This window comes from Allobosea sp. NPDC055353, assembly GCF_053644975.1.
Genome location: NZ_JBSHMC010000001.1, coordinates 200,442 through 216,147, shown reverse-complemented (window position 1 = coordinate 216,147; position 15,706 = coordinate 200,442). Strand labels below are relative to the sequence as shown.

At 64.8% G+C, this 15,706-nt stretch carries 14 protein-coding genes; 9 read left to right on the top strand and 5 right to left on the bottom strand.

Going from position 1 to position 15,706, the window contains the following annotated elements:
* The first annotated feature begins 202 nt into the window (after positions 1–202).
* The 4 genes from ACWIEX_RS00935 to ACWIEX_RS00920 are packed head-to-tail and all read left to right on the top strand — an operon-like array spanning position 203 to position 3,627.
* On the top strand, positions 203–856 hold the full coding sequence (locus ACWIEX_RS00935; protein WP_454031288.1) for an ABC transporter permease: 654 nt from the start codon (positions 203–205) through the stop codon (positions 854–856).
* On the top strand, positions 853–1,965 hold the full coding sequence (locus ACWIEX_RS00930; RefSeq protein WP_454031287.1) for an ABC transporter ATP-binding protein: 1,113 nt from the start codon (positions 853–855) through the stop codon (positions 1,963–1,965). Before ACWIEX_RS00935 ends, ACWIEX_RS00930 begins: the two co-directional genes overlap by 4 nt.
* Positions 1,958–2,698: an ABC transporter permease gene (locus ACWIEX_RS00925; protein WP_280140809.1), complete on the top strand. Its 741-nt coding sequence runs from the start codon at positions 1,958–1,960 to the stop codon at positions 2,696–2,698. The genes ACWIEX_RS00930 and ACWIEX_RS00925 overlap by 8 nt, the downstream gene beginning before the upstream one ends.
* A 41-nt stretch (positions 2,699–2,739) precedes the next feature.
* Positions 2,740–3,627: a glycine betaine ABC transporter substrate-binding protein gene (locus tag ACWIEX_RS00920; protein WP_454031286.1), complete on the top strand. Its 888-nt coding sequence runs from the start codon at positions 2,740–2,742 to the stop codon at positions 3,625–3,627.
* An 809-nt stretch (positions 3,628–4,436) separates the two neighbouring features.
* On the opposite strand, the gene ACWIEX_RS00915 is transcribed toward ACWIEX_RS00920, so the two are convergent.
* The 4 genes from ACWIEX_RS00915 to ACWIEX_RS00900 all read right to left on the bottom strand — a co-directional run bounded on the left by ACWIEX_RS00915 (position 4,437) and on the right by ACWIEX_RS00900 (position 9,169).
* Complete coding sequence (locus ACWIEX_RS00915; RefSeq protein WP_454031285.1) at positions 4,437–5,660, bottom strand: amidohydrolase family protein; 1,224 nt, start codon at positions 5,658–5,660, stop codon at positions 4,437–4,439.
* Between the two features lie 79 nt (positions 5,661–5,739).
* Positions 5,740–7,314: an ABC transporter substrate-binding protein gene (locus ACWIEX_RS00910; RefSeq protein ID WP_454031284.1), complete on the bottom strand. Its 1,575-nt coding sequence runs from the start codon at positions 7,312–7,314 to the stop codon at positions 5,740–5,742.
* Between the two features lie 26 nt (positions 7,315–7,340).
* Positions 7,341–8,252: an ABC transporter permease gene (locus ACWIEX_RS00905; protein ID WP_454031283.1), complete on the bottom strand. Its 912-nt coding sequence runs from the start codon at positions 8,250–8,252 to the stop codon at positions 7,341–7,343.
* A complete protein-coding gene (locus tag ACWIEX_RS00900; protein WP_454031282.1) occupies positions 8,249–9,169 on the bottom strand; it encodes an ABC transporter permease in 921 nt (306 codons plus the stop codon). The genes ACWIEX_RS00905 and ACWIEX_RS00900 overlap by 4 nt, the downstream gene beginning before the upstream one ends.
* A 206-nt stretch (positions 9,170–9,375) precedes the next feature.
* On the opposite strand from ACWIEX_RS00900, the gene ACWIEX_RS00895 reads away from it, so the two are divergent.
* Positions 9,376–10,332, top strand: coding sequence for a GntR family transcriptional regulator (locus tag ACWIEX_RS00895; protein WP_113586928.1), 957 nt, complete (start codon positions 9,376–9,378; stop codon positions 10,330–10,332).
* A 344-nt stretch (positions 10,333–10,676) separates the two neighbouring features.
* On the opposite strand, the gene ACWIEX_RS00890 is transcribed toward ACWIEX_RS00895, so the two are convergent.
* Complete coding sequence (locus ACWIEX_RS00890; RefSeq protein WP_454031281.1) at positions 10,677–11,297, bottom strand: TetR/AcrR family transcriptional regulator; 621 nt, start codon at positions 11,295–11,297, stop codon at positions 10,677–10,679.
* A gap of 201 nt (positions 11,298–11,498) precedes the next feature.
* Here ACWIEX_RS00890 and ACWIEX_RS00885 point away from each other — a divergent pair, with 201 nt between their 5' ends.
* From ACWIEX_RS00885 to ACWIEX_RS00870, 4 genes are all read left to right on the top strand, one after another.
* Positions 11,499–11,957, top strand: coding sequence for a (2Fe-2S)-binding protein (locus tag ACWIEX_RS00885; protein WP_454031280.1), 459 nt, complete (start codon positions 11,499–11,501; stop codon positions 11,955–11,957).
* A 3-nt stretch (positions 11,958–11,960) separates the two neighbouring features.
* The gene (locus ACWIEX_RS00880) at positions 11,961–14,141 is read left to right on the top strand and encodes a xanthine dehydrogenase family protein molybdopterin-binding subunit (RefSeq protein WP_454031279.1); all 2,181 of its coding nucleotides are present in this window, start codon (positions 11,961–11,963) and stop codon (positions 14,139–14,141) included.
* Positions 14,141–14,770 (top strand): Isoquinoline 1-oxidoreductase subunit, encoded by a 630-nt coding sequence (locus tag ACWIEX_RS00875; RefSeq protein ID WP_454031278.1) that lies wholly within the window; start codon positions 14,141–14,143, stop codon positions 14,768–14,770. Before ACWIEX_RS00880 ends, ACWIEX_RS00875 begins: the two co-directional genes overlap by 1 nt.
* Positions 14,771–14,956: 186 nt before the next feature.
* A complete protein-coding gene (locus ACWIEX_RS00870; protein ID WP_454031277.1) occupies positions 14,957–15,541 on the top strand; it encodes an ANTAR domain-containing response regulator in 585 nt (194 codons plus the stop codon).
* Positions 15,542–15,706 lie beyond the last annotated feature (165 nt).

Below are 15,706 nucleotides of genomic sequence, written 5' to 3'. Positions count from 1 at the left end.
TATTATAGAACAAATCCGTCTTTCGACTTTCAATTTTCACAATAATTTTTGATATGAATTTCTCTAACGTCCAATTAAAGTCATGAACACTTGAGTTCAAGTAATAGCTGCTTGTCAAAATAGACTACATAATTTCCTCATTTTTTTGTAAGCAAGGGGTTGCAGCGAGCCGATATCCTGCTCTAAGAATCGCCTCGAAGCAATGGACATTTTAAATTACATTATCGACAACTGGGGGCTGATAGCCACCCGGACAGGTGAACATGTTGCCATCGTCGGGGTTGCGGTCGCTTTGGCGATCGCCACCGGCGTGCCGATCGGCGTGGCCATCACCCAGAACCGCCGCGTCGCCGACGCGGTGCTCTATGCCGCGTCGATCATGATCACCATCCCCTCGATCGCCCTGTTCGGGATGATGATTCCGGTGCTCTCGCTGATCGGCCACGGCATCGGCTACCTGCCGGCGGTGATCGCGGTATTGCTGTACTCGCAGCTTCCGATCATCCGGAATACCTATGCGTCGGTCAGCAATATTGACCCGGCGCTGCGTGAAGCTGCCCGAGGCATGGGGCTGACCCGGGGACAGCGGCTGCGCGAGGTCGAGCTTCCGATCGCCCTGCCCGTGATCATGGCCGGCGTGCGCGTCGCGGTGGTGATGAATATCGGGGTCACGGCGATCGCGACCTATATCGGCGCCGGCGGCCTCGGCGCCTTCATCGCACGCGGCATCAGCCAGACCGACCCGCGCCAGCTGGTCACCGGCGCCCTCGCGGTCAGCATCCTTGCCGTCGTCGCCGATCTCGCCCTGCTCGGGCTGCAGAAGCGACTGACCTCCCCGGGACTCAAGAAACGATGATCCGACTGGACCAAGTCAGCAAGACCTTCCCCGGCACCACCATGCCGGCCGTCGACCGCGTCTCGCTCGAGGTGGCGGAAGGCGAAATCTGCGTGCTGCTCGGCCCGTCCGGCTGCGGCAAGACCACGACGATGAAGATGGTCAACCGCCTCATCCAGCCGAGCTCGGGCGACATCTTCATCGACGGCCGCAACACCTCGGAGTACGACGTGACACAGCTGCGGCGCAGCATCGGCTACGTCATCCAGCAGATCGGCCTGTTTCCGAACAAGACGATCGAGGACAACATCTGCATCGTCCCCGACATCCTCGGCTGGGACCGGCGGAAGTCGCGCCAGCGAGCGGCCGAGCTGCTGGAGATGGTCGCGCTCGACCCCGGCGTATTCCTCAAGCGCTACCCGAAGGAGCTGTCCGGCGGCCAGCAGCAGCGCATCGGCGTTCTGCGCGCCATCGCGGCGGATCCGCCCGTCCTGCTGATGGACGAGCCCTTCGGCGCCATCGATCCGATCAACCGCGTCATCATCCAGGACGAGTTCCTGAAGATGCAGGCGCAGATCCGCAAGACGATCCTCTTCGTCAGCCACGACATCGACGAGGCGGTCAAGATGGCCGACAGGATCGCGATCTTCCGCAATGGCAGGCTCGTCCAGTACGACACGCCCGACAACATGCTGGCCCATCCGGCGAGCGAGTTCGTTTCCGATTTCGTCGGAGGCGACCGCACGCTCAAGCGCCTGCAGTTGCTCACCGTCCGCGATGCGATGATCGCCGATCCGCCGCGGGTCCGGGCGGCCGATAGCCTGCAGCAGGCCGCGGCCGCGATGGAGGCGCACGGCCACCAGTCGATCGTCCTGGTCGGCCCGCGCGGCAGGGCGCGCGGCTACGTCAATCTGCAGACGGCGCGCAGCGGCAACGGAACGGTCGGGGAGAATTACGAAGCCCTGCCCACGACCATCCGGCCGCATGAAGACCTGCGCACCGCGGTCTCGACCATGTTCCGGTACGATACGCAGTGGCTAGCCTGCGTCGACGACGACGGAATGTTCGTCGGCTACGTCACGCTGCGCGGCATCACGCATCTGCTCTCAGAGACCTATCGGGATGGTTGACGCGCTGGTGCCCGGCATGGTCGCGCAGATGCGCCGGAACGCGGCCTACCTCTGCATCTTCCTGCTCGGAGCCTGGGCCTGGGGCAGCGGGCTCCTGCCCGGCCTGCTGGAGAGGTGGGAGGACATCGCCTATCTCGGCCAGCAGCATGTGGAGCTGGTCGCCCTCTCGGGCGGCGCGGCGATCCTGTTCGGCGTCCCGCTCGGCGTCCTGCTGACCAGGCCGCGCTTCCGCCAGGTCGGCGCTGCCGCGATGCAGATCCTCAACATCGGCGCCACCATCCCGACGCTGGCGGTGCTGGCGCTGGCGATGAGCCTGCTCGGCCTCGGCAACACGCCGGCCGTCTTCGCGCTGTTCATCGCCTCGCTTCTGCCGATCGTCAGCAACACGATGGCGGGCTTGCGCGACGTGCCGCCCGCGCTGCTCGAAGCCGCGCGCGGCATGGGCCTGTCGCCGCGCCACACGTTGCTGCAGGTCGAGCTGCCGAACAGTCTGTTCGTCATCTACACCGGCATCCGCACGGCGCTCGCGATCAATGTCGGCACCGTTCCCCTGGCCTTCCTGATCGGCGGCGGCGGCCTCGGCGAGCTGATCTTCACCGGCATCGCCCTGAACGAGTTCGGAACCATGCTCGCCGGCGCGATTCCGACCGCCCTTCTTGCCGTCCTGATCGATTTCATCGTGGCCCAGCTCCAGTTCTGGACCATCCCCCGCGGCGTCAATCCGTTGCGCTGACCGCCGCCGGGCCTTTCAGCAACGAATGCAAGGAGATTCCCATGAAGCTTCCATCCCGGATTCTTGCCGTGGCCGCGATCGCAGCCGCCTGGGCGATGCCGGTGCAGGCCAAGCCGATCGTCGTCGGAGGCAAGAACTTCACCGAACAGCTTCTGCTCACCGAAATCACGGCGCAGCTTCTCGCGAAGAAGGGCTTCGAGGTCGAGAAGCGCGACGGGCTGGGCTCGCAGGTCCTGCGCGACGCGCAGGTGAACGGCCAGGTCGATGTGTACTGGGAGTACACCGGCACCTCGCTCGTGACCTACAACAAGGTCAAGGAGCGGCTGGACGCCAAGGACACCTATGAGCGGGTCAAGGCGCTCGACGCCAAGGTCGGCCTCACCTGGCTCAAGCCCTCGGCCGCGAACAACACCTATGCGCTCGCCGTCCGCCAGGAGAACCCGAAGACGGACGCGATCAAGACGCTGTCGGATCTCGCCACCGTCTTCAACGCCGGCAAGGACAAGCCGGTGCTCGCGGTCAATGCCGAGTTCCCGGGCCGCCCCGATGGCCTGCCGGGCCTGCAATCGACCTACGGCTTCAAGACGAGCCGCGCCAATCTGCGCTCGATGGATTCCGGGCTGACTTATCAGGCCCTCAAGGATGGGCAGGTCGATGTCGCTCTGGTCTTCGCCACCGACGGGCGGATCAAGGGGTTCAAGTTTCGCGTCCTGACCGACGACAAGGGTTTCTTCCCCAACTACGCCGCCGTTCCGGTCGTCCGAACCGAGGTGCTCAAGGCCAATCCGAAGCTCCAGGAGACGCTGGAAGCCCTCTCGGCCAAGCTCGACGACGAGGTCCTGCAAGGGCTCAACGCCAAGGTCGATGTCGACAAGGCCTCGATCCCGGACGTCTCGCGTGAGTTTCTGAATACCGCCGGCCTCATCTGAAGAGACAAAAGCGCTTCGCGGCATCAGTAGCGGTGTTCGTGGGGCGCTCCTGTCAGCCTTGCGGCTCGATCGCCGAAGGTTCATGCTGCCGGGACGAAAATGAGGCCCAGAGCGCCGACCGCATCCAGCAACTAGCGCCACTTCCGGACATTGGGTCACCGCCCGAAAGCGGACGTTGGCCCTCTGCTCAGGCAACGTCTGTTAGCGACCCAACTCGGACCTTGAGCTGATCCGCTGTCGGGCTATCCGGCTTGCGTCACGAGCCGCGAGACTGCCTCAACCCCAATCCCATTCTGACTGAGCCAAGCGGGCCCGTAGGGAACGTAGCCAAACGGCGAACCCGTTGGTGACGAAATTATCTCTGATCAGGTCGCGGTCTTGTGGTGAAGCATCGAAGTCAGCGAACCTTGTCGGCCCGGAAAACGACATCTGGATCGAGCACTGAGAGAAGCGCGTCGAAGTCGCCGCCCCGCGCCGCCTCGAGAAAGGCTTCAACCAGTTTCCGCTGCTTGGCTCGAACGGTATTTTCAAAGATGGGCGGACCTTGCACGCGGCGGCGCGCGCGACTTGCGAGTTGGCGCGTTGCCTCGACGGAGCGGCCAACGACGGGAGCGATCCCCTCATAGGATAGCGCAGCCTGACCTGCGAAGCCGAAGCTGGATCTGCTGCTGCCGGTTATCGAGGCGATCCTGGATGGGGATCGGGCGTCTCCGGTGAACTTCTGGACGACGTCCGGATCTTCGACGCGTTTGAGGGCGCCCGAAATAACGGGCTCGCCCTTTGCGGGCTCTGCAGGCTCGATGCGATCTTCAGGCGGTTAGGACCTTGCCTCCCTGCATGACGAGGCGAACGTCGCGCAGAGCGGCGAGATGGCTCAGCGGATCGGCTCCGACAACAAGGACGTCGGCCGCCAGACCGGGAGTGAGACTGCCGGTCTGAGTCTCGATGTCGATGACTTTTGCAGCGTAGCCGGTGGCGGAGACGATGGTTTCCATCGCCGTCATCCCGCCTTCCTGCATCAGCTCCATTTCCAGCGGCAGATCGTCGAAGCGCGTGAAGCGCCAGCCGGCGTCGGTGCCCGCGACGAAGCTCACGCCGGCCTCGCGCAACTGGCGGAACTGGTAGAGGTTCTGGGCTGCAGATTTCTCCCAGCGGGCCAGGAAGACCGCCTCGGTCTCGGTGAGCGACGGTCTTCCGCGCAGTTCGCGAAGCACGGCGCCACCGACCGCGAGCGTGCCCGTGACGGGGATGCCCGACTTCGCCAGCTTCTCGGCGACGGCCGGCTCATAGACCTGCCGGCCGGTGCGGTCGGAGATGAAGCCGGCATGCTCGAGCTGATCGAAGCCAGCCTCGATCGCCATCTCGATCGAGCGGGCGCAGAGGCAATGCGCGGTCGCCTTGCGATCGAAGTGATGAGCCTCGTCGACCATGGCATTGAGCTCTTCCTGCGAGAAGGCCGGGTTCCAGGATTGCGTGCCGACAGTGCCACCGCCGCTCGCCATCACCTTGATGAAGTCGGCCCCGAGCTTGATCATCTCGCGGACTTTCTTGCGGACGCCGTCGACGCCATCGGCCTCGCCGCCGAGATACCAGACATGGCCGCCGGTGATCGTGATCGCCTGGCCGCAGGCGACGACGCGGGCGCCCTCGCCATGGCCGAGCTGCAGGGCGCGGCGGACGTCGATGGCCGTGCGCCCCTTGGCGCCGAGATCGCGCAGCGTCGTGATACCGGCCTTCAGCGCTTTGACCGTCGCCAGCGCCGAGGTCGCGACCAAGACGCCTTCCGTCTCGCGCACGGCGTCTTCGAGAATGGTGCCATCACCGGGCAGATTGAGATGGACATGCGTGTCGATCAGGCCCGGAAGGATCGTCGCGCCGGGATAGTCGTGGGTCTCGGTGCCCGACAATTCGGCCGGGACAGGGCCGGACAGGACCGCCTCTACCTTGCCGCCGGAGACCACGAGGACCGGATCCTGCACCGGAGCGGCACCAGTTCCGTCGATGAGTTGGGCGGCCTTGATCAGCGTCTTCACGGCATTCGCTCCCGGAGCGTCTTATCTTGATCGGATAGAAAAATGGCGGAGCCGCTCGCGAGCAGCTCCGCCGTCAGGCTCAGTCGGCCAGCGAAGCCGCGCCGAGATATTCGAAGCCGCCGCCCGAATAGGTCACTCCGGTCAGCTTCTTCGAGGTCATCACCAGATCGACGTTCTGGCGGATCGGCAGCATCACCGCCTCGTCCATCAGGAGCTTCTGGAGCTCCTGATAGATCGCGACGCGCTTGGCGGAGTCACCCTCTTCGCGGCCCTGTTTGAAGAGCGCGTCGAGCTTCGGGTTCGAATAGTGGCTCCAGTTGAAGTACTGGCCGGCGGTGAACCAGCCCGAGAGGGCATCCGGATCGACGCCGATGTACTGAAGCGGCGTCAGCGACATGTCGCCGTTGATGTTGGCCGCGAGCCAAGCCGGCGAGGCGAGCAGCTGGACATTGGCCTCCATGCCGACTTTCTGGAGGTAGTTCTGGATGGCCTGAGCCAGCAGCGGATAAGACGTCGAGGTGGAGATGGCGGTCAGCGTCAGGGAAAGGCGCTTGCCGTCCTTCTCCCAGAAACCGTCCTTTTTGGTCCAGCCGCCCTCCTTGAGGGTGGCCTCGGCCTTGGCCGGGTCATAGGGGTACATCGTCTCAAGCGACTTGTCGTAGCCGAACATCGAGGGCTGCAGCGGGGTCAGCGAAGGCTGGATCGCGCCGGCCTCGGCGAGCTGGACGACGCCCTTCTTGTCGATGGCGTACTGGATGGCGCGGCGCACCGCGACGTCATCAGTCGGGAACTTCTTGGCGTTGACCGGGGCGAAGATGCCCAGCCCCGTGATCGGGACCGGGATCGCGGTGAAGCGATCCATCTTCTGCATCGCGTTCCAGTGCACGCCCGGCGTCTGCTGCATCATCTGCGACTGGCCGGCCTGGAACTGGCTCACGCGGGCCTGCGGATTGGTGACGATCTGGAATTTCACCTCCGCGATGTTCGGCGGCCCCTTGTGGCCGACGGAGGGCGGGTTCCAGTTGTAGGCCTCGTTGCGCTTGACCACGAGGCTCTGGTTCGGCTCGTAGCTGACAAAGGAATAGGGGCCGGTGCCGACCGGGTTGAGGCCGAGATCCTTGCCGTATTTGACGATGGCTGCCGGCGACTGCATGCCGAGATAGGGCACGCCAAGCTGCCGCAGCAGCGGCGCGTAAGGCGTCGCGCATTTGATGTCGACGGTATACTTGCCGGTGGCGACCGCTTCCTTGCAAGGTCCGAGCAGCGCGATCGAGACCTTGGCGGCGGTGTCCTTGTTGGTGATGTACTTGATGTTTTCGACGACGGATTCAGCATCGAAGGCCGTGCCATCATGGAACTTCACATCCTCGCGCAGGGTGAAGCTGTAGGTCAGCCCGTCGGCCGAGACCGACCACTTGGTCGCCAGCAACGGCTCGACCTTGAAGTCCGGCGTCAGCCAGACCAGTGTGTCGAAGATGTTGACCAGCAACGGGCCCTGGTTGCGGGCGCCGGTAGTGGCCGGGTTGAGCGTGTCGATTGGCTCGGCCCAGCCGACCGTGATCTTGGCGTTCTTGTTGGGTGCCTGTGCCTGCGCGCCCGATATGGCGAGTGTCGAGAGGCCTACCAGCAGCAACCCCGAAATCCCTGTCTTCATCGCCATATCCCCTTTTTTGGGCGGCTTCAGCCGCGATTGAGCGTCGGGTCGAGTTCATCCCGCAGACCATCGCCGACCAGGTTCACGCCGACGACGAAGAGTGAGAGGAAGAGTCCTGGGAACACCGTGATCCACCAGGCGAGCGTGATGTAGTTCTGGCCGTCGTTCAGGATCGCGCCGAGCTCCGGCGTCGGCGGCTGAACGCCGAGGCCGATGAAGCCGAGCGCCGTGACCCAGAGCGCGGCGATGCCGAGCCAGGTCGTGGTCAGCACGATGATGCCTGACATCACATTGGGCAGGATGTAGCGCAGGATGATCCGCGCCTGGGAGGCGCCGGCGCAGCGCGCCGCCTCGACGTAAGGCAACCCGCGAACCTCGACCGTCGCCCCCTCGACGAGCCGTGCGAAGACCGGCACGAGGATCACCGCGATGGCGAGGACGCCGTTGACGAGACCTGGTCCGAGGATCGCCGTCACGGTGAGCGCCAGCAGGATGCCGGGGAAGGCAAGGAGGAGGTCGATGAGGCGCATGATGCCGAAGCCCACCGCCCCGCCAACATAGCCCGCGACGATGCCGACCGTGGTGCCGGCGAGTGCCCCGAGCAGGACCACGGAGAGGCTGGCGATCATCGTGGTGCGCGCGCCGATCAGAACCCGCGCAAGCAGGTCGCGGCCAAATGCATCAGTGCCCATGAGGTGGACCGCGGTGGGCGGCGAGAAGGTCGCCATCGGGTCCTGCGCGACTGGATCGACCGTGATGAACAGCGGCAGGACGAAGGCGAGGAACGCCAGCATCGTGCAGATGACGAGACCGAGCGAAAGGCTGCGGTGACGAAGCGCGCGCAGCACGGCGCGGCGGCGCGACCAGCGACGGGTAGCGAGCACGGCCGGATTGGGCTCGACTGCGAAGACGGCGGGAATTTGAGTGCTATCCGTCATCGTGCGATCCGCGGATCGAGCACGGGGTAGAGGATATCGACGATGAAGTTCGACAGCGCGTAGATGAGCGCGATCATCATGATCAGCGCCTGCACCGTCATGTAGTCTTTGGCCAGGATCGCCTGGATCAGGAGGCGTCCGATGCCCGGCCGCGAGAATACAGTCTCGACGATGACCGAGCCGGAGAGGAGTTGGCCGATCTGCAGGCCGACGATGGTGAGGATCGGCAGCAGCGCATTGCGCATGACATGCCAAGCGAACAACCTGACCTCCGGCACACCCTTGGCGCGGGCGGTGGTGACGTGCTGCTGTGCCAGCGCAGTGATGACACTGGAGCGAATGAAGCGGGCATTGAAGCCCATCGTGCCGAGAGCCAGTGTCACCGCCGGCAACACGAGGCCCTTTAGTCCGGTCCCGCCGACGACATCGAAGATCGGCCATACAACGGCGAACATCAGGATCAGCAGCAGGCCGAGCCAGAAGCTCGGGATCGACATGCAGATCAGCGCGAAGCCCATGCCGGCGGTGTCGGCTGCGCGATTGCGTCTCACTGCCGCGACGATGCCGATCGCCGAACCGAAGATCAGCGAGATCGTCAATGCCGCCAGCGTCAACTGGGCAGTCGCAGGAAAGCTGGAGGCGATCAGCGATGAGACCGTTTGCTGGTTCGCATAGGAATAGCCGAAATCACCGCGGAGCACCTGGCCGATCCAGACGAAGTACTGCTCGTGCAGCGGTCGGGTCAGGCCCAGTTGCTCACGCAGCCTCGAGATCATCTCTTTGTCGCCCGCGCCGGTGCCCAGCATGGCGATGACGGGATCGCCAGGAATCAGGCGGATGATGAGGAAGGCTACGACAGTGATGCCGAAGGTCAGGGCTATGATCGCGACGAAGCGCTTGAGGACATAGCCGGCCATCGATCAGCCCATCCCGCCCGCTGTGGAGGACGTGGGTGCGGAGAAGGTCGGCCCTGATGCGTCGCTTCCGAACTGTACCATGATACTATAACACTCTCACGTGCGTCAGCGGCCGTCAATAAGTTCCATGTGGGACGAAATTCCTCGGATAGGCAAATGAGTCACTCGCAGCAAACGCGCCGCAGCACGTGTTGGGAAGGCAACGCATGGATTTCACGATCGACAGGTCCTTGCCGATTTCGATCCGGCAGCAGCTCAAGGGCTTGATCGAATATGCGATCGCTTGTGGCGATGCGGCACCGGGTGAGCCGTTACCCTCGGTCAGGGACTTGGCTTCTGCACTCGGCGTGGCACCGATGACCGTGAGCCAAGCTTACTCCGATCTAAAGGGGCTCGGGCTGATAGAGACCCGCGCAGGTTCGGGCACCTTCATTGCCGAAAGCGGCGGCGAGCCGTTGCACGCGCAGGAGGGCTTTGCCGCGCTGCATGGTCAGATCGACGCGTTGATCGATAAGGGTTTGTCGCTCGGGTTGCGCACCTCGGATGTTGCATCGCTGATCCATGCACGACTGGCGTCGCGGGCCCGTCTCGGCCGCCGCAAGAGCATTGCAGTGGTCGGCCTCTTCGGGCCGACAACGGCGCGCTACGCCCGACTGATCGCGGAGCAGATCGGCCCGACAGCAACCGTCGAACCGGCGACGATGAATCAGATTCAGCAGGATTCCGCATCCCGGTCGAGGATCGCTTCGTCCGATCTCGTCGTGACCTTCGTCAACCGAAGACGCGAAGTTGCCAGCCTTTTGCCCGGCGCCCGAGTCGTTGGGATACGCTTTGTTCCTGCCGAGGAGACGCGTCGCGCGCTTGCGGCCATCGAGTCGGGGGCTCGCCTGCTGCTGGTTGCTCGCGTTCCGGAGTTCCTGCCGATCATGAAGTCGGGGGTTACCCGCTTTGCAACCTCTCTCGGGCTTCTGAATTTGACAGCAGGGAGCGCCGCCGACATCGCGTCGCTGGCGGCAGAGGTGGATGCACTCGTTTATGCGTCGGGGACCGAAGACGTTTTAGCAACCATTCCGCAAATGCTGCCGACGATCGAGTATCGCCACATTCCAGACCCCGTTGATGTTCAACGTCGGATCGCTTCACTTTTGGACCATGAAGGCTAGTTGGCCGGTGTCCGCGGCGCGACTGGCTGGCCCACCTTCGATCGGCTCATGAGCGCGTCCTCAACCGGACAATGCCTACGCCCGTAATCGGGTCAGGATTGGCCGCAAAATCGCCTCGCAAACTGGGTTTCCGGAAAGCGGATGTTCCGCGTGTCCGTTAAGGGCCAAGTCCGCAAACGGATGATCCAAGGCAACGCCGGGCAGTTCCGGGCGGGATAAATTACAATGCTATCTTAACTACATAAGTGTTCGCAGTTTTATCCTGAATGGCGCGCCATACCTAAGATCTTGTTCTCGTGAAAGTCGGCGGGACCTGCGGACCAGGCCCCCCTGACCATTCACACCTATGGCGCCAGGGCTGCAGCGAAGACCGACGCGATCGCCTCGAGCCGGCGTGCATAGTCCTCGGCGCCCGGTGCGGTGCCGAGCTTCGCTCCCGCGGCGGCGAAGAGCAGGCTGGCAACCCAATCCTCGGCGCTGACCGAGAGACGCGGCAAGGCAATCTCTCCGCGTTGTTCGGCCTGCAAGAGCATGTCGCGGGCAAACGTCGTGAAGATCCGTTCGAAAGCCTGCAATTGGCGCGTCGCGATGGTGTTCATCACCGCCTTCAGCTCGACAAGGTGCTCGCCGGTGCCGAAACTGGCATAGGCCTGCCCGTGATGGGCCTGGAGCAGCGCAGCGAGCCGCTCCGGAAACGGTCCCTGCGCCGCAACCACCTCACGGCAACGTGCTTCGACGCGACGTCCGAGCAGGTCCAGCATGGCTCGGAAGACGTCGTCCTTGCCCTTGAAATGCAGGTAGAGCGTCGCCTTGGCGAGCCCGGCCTCCCTGGCGATGTCGTCCATCGAGCTACGCTTGTAGCCATAGCGGGCAAACAGCCGCAGCGCCGCATCGGCGATCTGGTCGACGCGGGCATGGGCATCGTCGACGGGGAGCGGGCTCGGGCTTACGCTTTTGTTCGGCATTGCGGCGTCAGTAGTCTTGACAAAATCCAAACTGCGCGCGACCATCCTAATTAGACTCAAATCGTCTAAATAGTCCAGCCGCGCGACCCAGGGCTACGGATCCATCGCCCGCCATCTGGTATGTCAGATCGGGCCATCGAGGGCGAGCCCTCGATCCGCACCATGGTGCCGCGCTGCGTCCTGCCAGCATCGGAGGCAACCATGGTCTCTCTCAAGGTCAACGGGACGGCGCACACCGTCGATGTCGACGACGACACGCCCCTGCTCTGGGTCATCCGCGACAATCTCGGCCTGACCGGTACCAAGTTCGGCTGCGGCGTGGCCCAATGTGGCGCCTGCACCGTCTTCATCGACGGCCAACCGCTGCGCTCCTGCGTGACGCCGGTCTCGGCGATCGGCACCAGCGAGATCACCACCATCGAAGGCCTCGCCGGCAAGGAGGCGGATGCCGTCCAGGCCGCCTGGACCGCGCGTGACGTGCCGCAATGCGGCTATTGCCAGTCCGGCCAGGTGATGAGCGCCATCGCGCTGCTCAAGGAAAACAGGAAGCCGACGGATCGCGACATCGACCTCGCGATGAACGGCAATATCTGCCGCTGCGCCACTTATGTCCGCATCCGCGCCGCGATCCATGACGCGGCCCGCGCGCTGGAGATCTGAGCCATGACCGCGCATGATCCCAAGCTCTCCCGCCGTACGCTGCTGGCCGGCGCCGGCGCCCTCGTCATCGGCTTCCATCTGCCGCGCGGGGCCAAGGCCCAGTCCGGCGCCGGCGCGGCCTATCGGCCCGGCGGCAACGCCAGCTTCGCGCCGAACGCCTTCATCCGCGTCGCGCCCGACTCGACCGTGACCGTGCTGATCAAGCATATCGAAATGGGGCAAGGCCCCTTCACCGGCCTCGCCACGCTCGCGGCGGAGGAGATGGATGCGGCCTGGAGCCAGATGCGCGCCGAGCACGCGCCTGCCGACGTCAAGCTCTATGCCAATCTCGCCTTCGGCGTGCAGGGCACCGGCGGCTCGACCGCCATCGCCAATAGCTGGGAGCAGATGCGCAAGGCGGGCGCCGCGGCGCGCATGATGCTGGTGCAGGCCGCGGCCGATAGCTGGAAGGTCCCGGCCGGCGAGATCAAGGTCGAGGAGGGTGTGATCAGCCACGCTTCCGGCCGCAGGGGCTCGTTCGGCGAATTCGCGGAGGCCGCCGCGAAACTGACGGTGCCGGAGAACCCGCCCCTGAAGCCGGCCTCGGCCTACAAGCTGATCGGCAAGGACGGCGCGGTGAAGCGCCTCGACAGCGCCGACAAGTCGCGCGGCAAGGCGCAGTTCACCATCGATATCCACGCACCCGGCATGCTGACGGTCGTCGTCGCCCGTTCGCCGCGCTTCGGCGGCAAGGTCGCGAGCTTCGATGCGGCCGCGGCGCTCAAGGTCAAGGGCGTTGTCGATGTGAAGTCGATCGGTTACGGCGTCGCGGTCTATGCCAATGGCATGTGGCCGGCTCTGAAGGGTCGTGAAGCGCTGAAGGTGATCTGGGACGACAGCGCTGCCGAGAAGCGCGGCAGCCCCGAACTGATCGCCGAATACCGCAAGCTCGTCCGGCAGCCCGGCACCGTCGCCGGCAGCCATGGCGATGCCGAAGCGGCGCTCGCCAAGGCTGACAAGGTCATCGAGGCCGAGTTCGTCTTCCCCTATCTCGCTCATGCGCCGATGGAGCCGCTCGACGGCTATCTCGAATGGGACGGTGAAAAGGCGCATGCCCGCTTCGGCAGCCAGTTCCAGACCACAGAGCACCAGACCATCGCCAGCGTCCTCGGCCTGCCGCCCGAGAAGGTGACGCTCGAGACCATGCTCGCCGGCGGCAGCTTCGGCCGACGCGCGCAGGTCAGCCAGCATCTGGCGGCCGAACTCGCCACCGTCGCCAAGACGATCGGCCCGAACCGCCCGGTCAAGGTGGTCTGGACCCGCGAGGACGACCTGACCGGCGGCTACTACCGCCCGCTCTTCGTGCATCGCTTCAGAGGTGCTGTGAAGGACGGCAGGATCGCGGCCTGGTCGAGCACCCTCGTCGGCCAGTCCTTCTTCCTCGGCACGCCCTTCGAGGCGATGGTCGTGAAGAACGGCATTGACGCGACCTCGGTCGAGGGCGCCAACGAGATCTTCTACGAGGTGCCGGATTTCCGCTGCGAGGTGCACAACCCCAAGGTCGGCGTGCCGACCCTGTGGTGGCGCTCGGTCGGCCACACCCATACCGGCTACGCCGTCGAGTGCTTCGTCGACGAGTTGCTACAGGCGGCCGGGCAGGATGCGGTCCAGGGCCGGCTTGCCTTGATGGGTGACAGGCATCCGCGCTCCGCCGGGGTGCTCAAGGCCGTGGCCGAGCTCGCGGGCTGGAAGGGGCCAGGGCCGGTCGACGGCCGCGCCCGCGGCGTCGCCGTGGTCGAGAGCTTCGGTTCCTTCGTCGCCCAGATCGCCGAGGTCTCGATGGGGCCTGAAGGCGAGCCGAAGGTGCACAAGGTCTGGTGCGCGGTCGATTGCGGCGTCGCCGTCAATCCCGACATCATCCGGGCGCAGGTCGAGGGCGGCATCGGCTTCGGCCTCGGCCACGCCCTCTACGGCCAGATCACGCTCGACGGCGGCCGGCCGGTCCAGACCAATTTCCACGAATACCGCTCGTTGCGCATCCACGAGATGCCCGAGGTCGAGGTGGCGATCATCGCCTCGACCGAGAAGCCGAGCGGCATCGGCGAACCCGGCGTCCCGCCGATCGGCCCCGCCGTCGCCAATGCGCTCGCCGCGCTCGGTCATGGCCGGCCGCGCCAGCTGCCGATGCAGGGAGGCTCGGTCTGATGAGCCGCAACCTGATCCTCGCCGCAGGCGCGGCGCTCGCCGTCTGCCTCGGTGGCAGCGCCTTGACCTGGGCGCAGAATGCCGGGCAGGCCCAATCCGGCGGCGCGACCTTGCGCCCGGCGTCGAGCTTCGCCTCGATCGCCAATCAGCACGACCGCTCGGTCGCACTGTTCAACGAGATGGGCAAGGTGCTCACCCATCCGCGCTGCATGAACTGCCACCCCGCGACGGAGCGGCCGCGCCAGGGCGATCTGCGCAAGCTGCACGAGCCCGTCGTCGTGCGTGGCAAGGACGGCCACGGCGCGGCCGGCCTGCCTTGTGCAACCTGTCACGGCAAACAGAACTTCGACCCGGCAGGCGTTCCGGGCGATGGGCATTGGGCGCTCGCTCCGGCCTCGATGGCCTGGGAAGGCAAGACGATCGGCCAGATCTGCGAGCAGTTGAAGGATCAGAACCGCAACGGCAGCCGTGACGCCGCGGCGCTGATCAAGCACGTCACCACCGACACCCTCGTGCTCTGGGGCTGGAAACCCGGCAAGGGGCGCACGCCCGCTCCCGGCACGGCGGCCGAATTCGGTGCTCTGATGCAGGCTTGGGCCGATAGCGGCGCAGCCTGTCCGGCACCGTAGCGGGCACAACGCAACCCCGCCCCCTGCAGACGCAACCTGGCCGGCGCCGCCCGGCCAGGAGCGCGTACAACCCTTCAACGCGACCGTCCACGCGACGGCCGTTTCGTCATGCGGACAGGCAAACTTGGATGGCACGATTCCTGATTGAGTGATCCCTGATCATTCAACCGGGATCATCGGCAAGGCATGGCGCCCAATCTGTGTATCCTCATCGTCGGCGCGAACCAGATCAGGGCTGCGATCATCGCGGAAGGCCTGCGCGAAGCGGGCTACCAGCAACTTGTCCACCTCATCGCAACCACGGGGCTTGTGGCCGCCATCGAGGCCCACGATCCCGACGTGGTGGTGATCGACCTCGAAAACCCCGGCCGCGATGCCCTGGCCGACATGTTTCTGGTCAGCCGCCATGTCCGCCGCCCGATCACCCTGTTCGTGGACCAATCCGACGCGGCCTCGATCGAAGCGGCGGTCGAGGCCGGTGTTTCCGCCTATATCGTCGACGGGCTGAAGAAGGAACGGATACAGCCGATCCTGCAGATCTGCATCAGCCGCTTCAATGCTGTCCGAAAGCTGCGCGAGGAGCTCGACGAAGCCCGCTCGCAGCTTGAGGATCGCAAGACGGTCGACCGGGCCAAGAGCATCGTCATGCGGCTGAAGAGCCTCTCCGAGGACGACGCCTATGCCTTGATGCGCCGCACCGCGATGAACGAGAAGCGCAAGCTCGTCGACATCGCCCGCTCCCTGATCACCGCCGCGGAGATGCTGAAATGACGATGCTGCCCCTGCGGCTCGGCTTCATGCCGCCCAATTTGACGGCATCTTCGTCTCTGGCAAATCTGTGCCTATGAATTAGGCAGTTGCGGTGTGATTGTGCGCCGCAGCAATCCACGCCTGTCCCGCCCCGTGAGCGCCCCGACTGGCAGTCTCGTGCAATTC

Coding starts and splice junctions, on each gene's coding strand:
- ACWIEX_RS00935 (WP_454031288.1), top strand. CDS start 203: ATGGACATTTTAAATTACATTATCGACAACTGGGGGCTGATAGCCACC.
- ACWIEX_RS00930 (WP_454031287.1), top strand. CDS start 853: ATGATCCGACTGGACCAAGTCAGCAAGACCTTCCCCGGCACCACCATG.
- ACWIEX_RS00925 (WP_280140809.1), top strand. CDS start 1,958: ATGGTTGACGCGCTGGTGCCCGGCATGGTCGCGCAGATGCGCCGGAAC.
- ACWIEX_RS00920 (WP_454031286.1), top strand. CDS start 2,740: ATGAAGCTTCCATCCCGGATTCTTGCCGTGGCCGCGATCGCAGCCGCC.
- ACWIEX_RS00910 (WP_454031284.1), bottom strand. CDS start 7,314: ATGAAGACAGGGATTTCGGGGTTGCTGCTGGTAGGCCTCTCGACACTC.
- ACWIEX_RS00905 (WP_454031283.1), bottom strand. CDS start 8,252: ATGACGGATAGCACTCAAATTCCCGCCGTCTTCGCAGTCGAGCCCAAT.
- ACWIEX_RS00900 (WP_454031282.1), bottom strand. CDS start 9,169: ATGGCCGGCTATGTCCTCAAGCGCTTCGTCGCGATCATAGCCCTGACC.
- ACWIEX_RS00895 (WP_113586928.1), top strand. CDS start 9,376: ATGGATTTCACGATCGACAGGTCCTTGCCGATTTCGATCCGGCAGCAG.
- ACWIEX_RS00890 (WP_454031281.1), bottom strand. CDS start 11,297: ATGCCGAACAAAAGCGTAAGCCCGAGCCCGCTCCCCGTCGACGATGCC.
- ACWIEX_RS00885 (WP_454031280.1), top strand. CDS start 11,499: ATGGTCTCTCTCAAGGTCAACGGGACGGCGCACACCGTCGATGTCGAC.
- ACWIEX_RS00880 (WP_454031279.1), top strand. CDS start 11,961: ATGACCGCGCATGATCCCAAGCTCTCCCGCCGTACGCTGCTGGCCGGC.
- ACWIEX_RS00875 (WP_454031278.1), top strand. CDS start 14,141: ATGAGCCGCAACCTGATCCTCGCCGCAGGCGCGGCGCTCGCCGTCTGC.
- ACWIEX_RS00870 (WP_454031277.1), top strand. CDS start 14,957: ATGGCGCCCAATCTGTGTATCCTCATCGTCGGCGCGAACCAGATCAGG.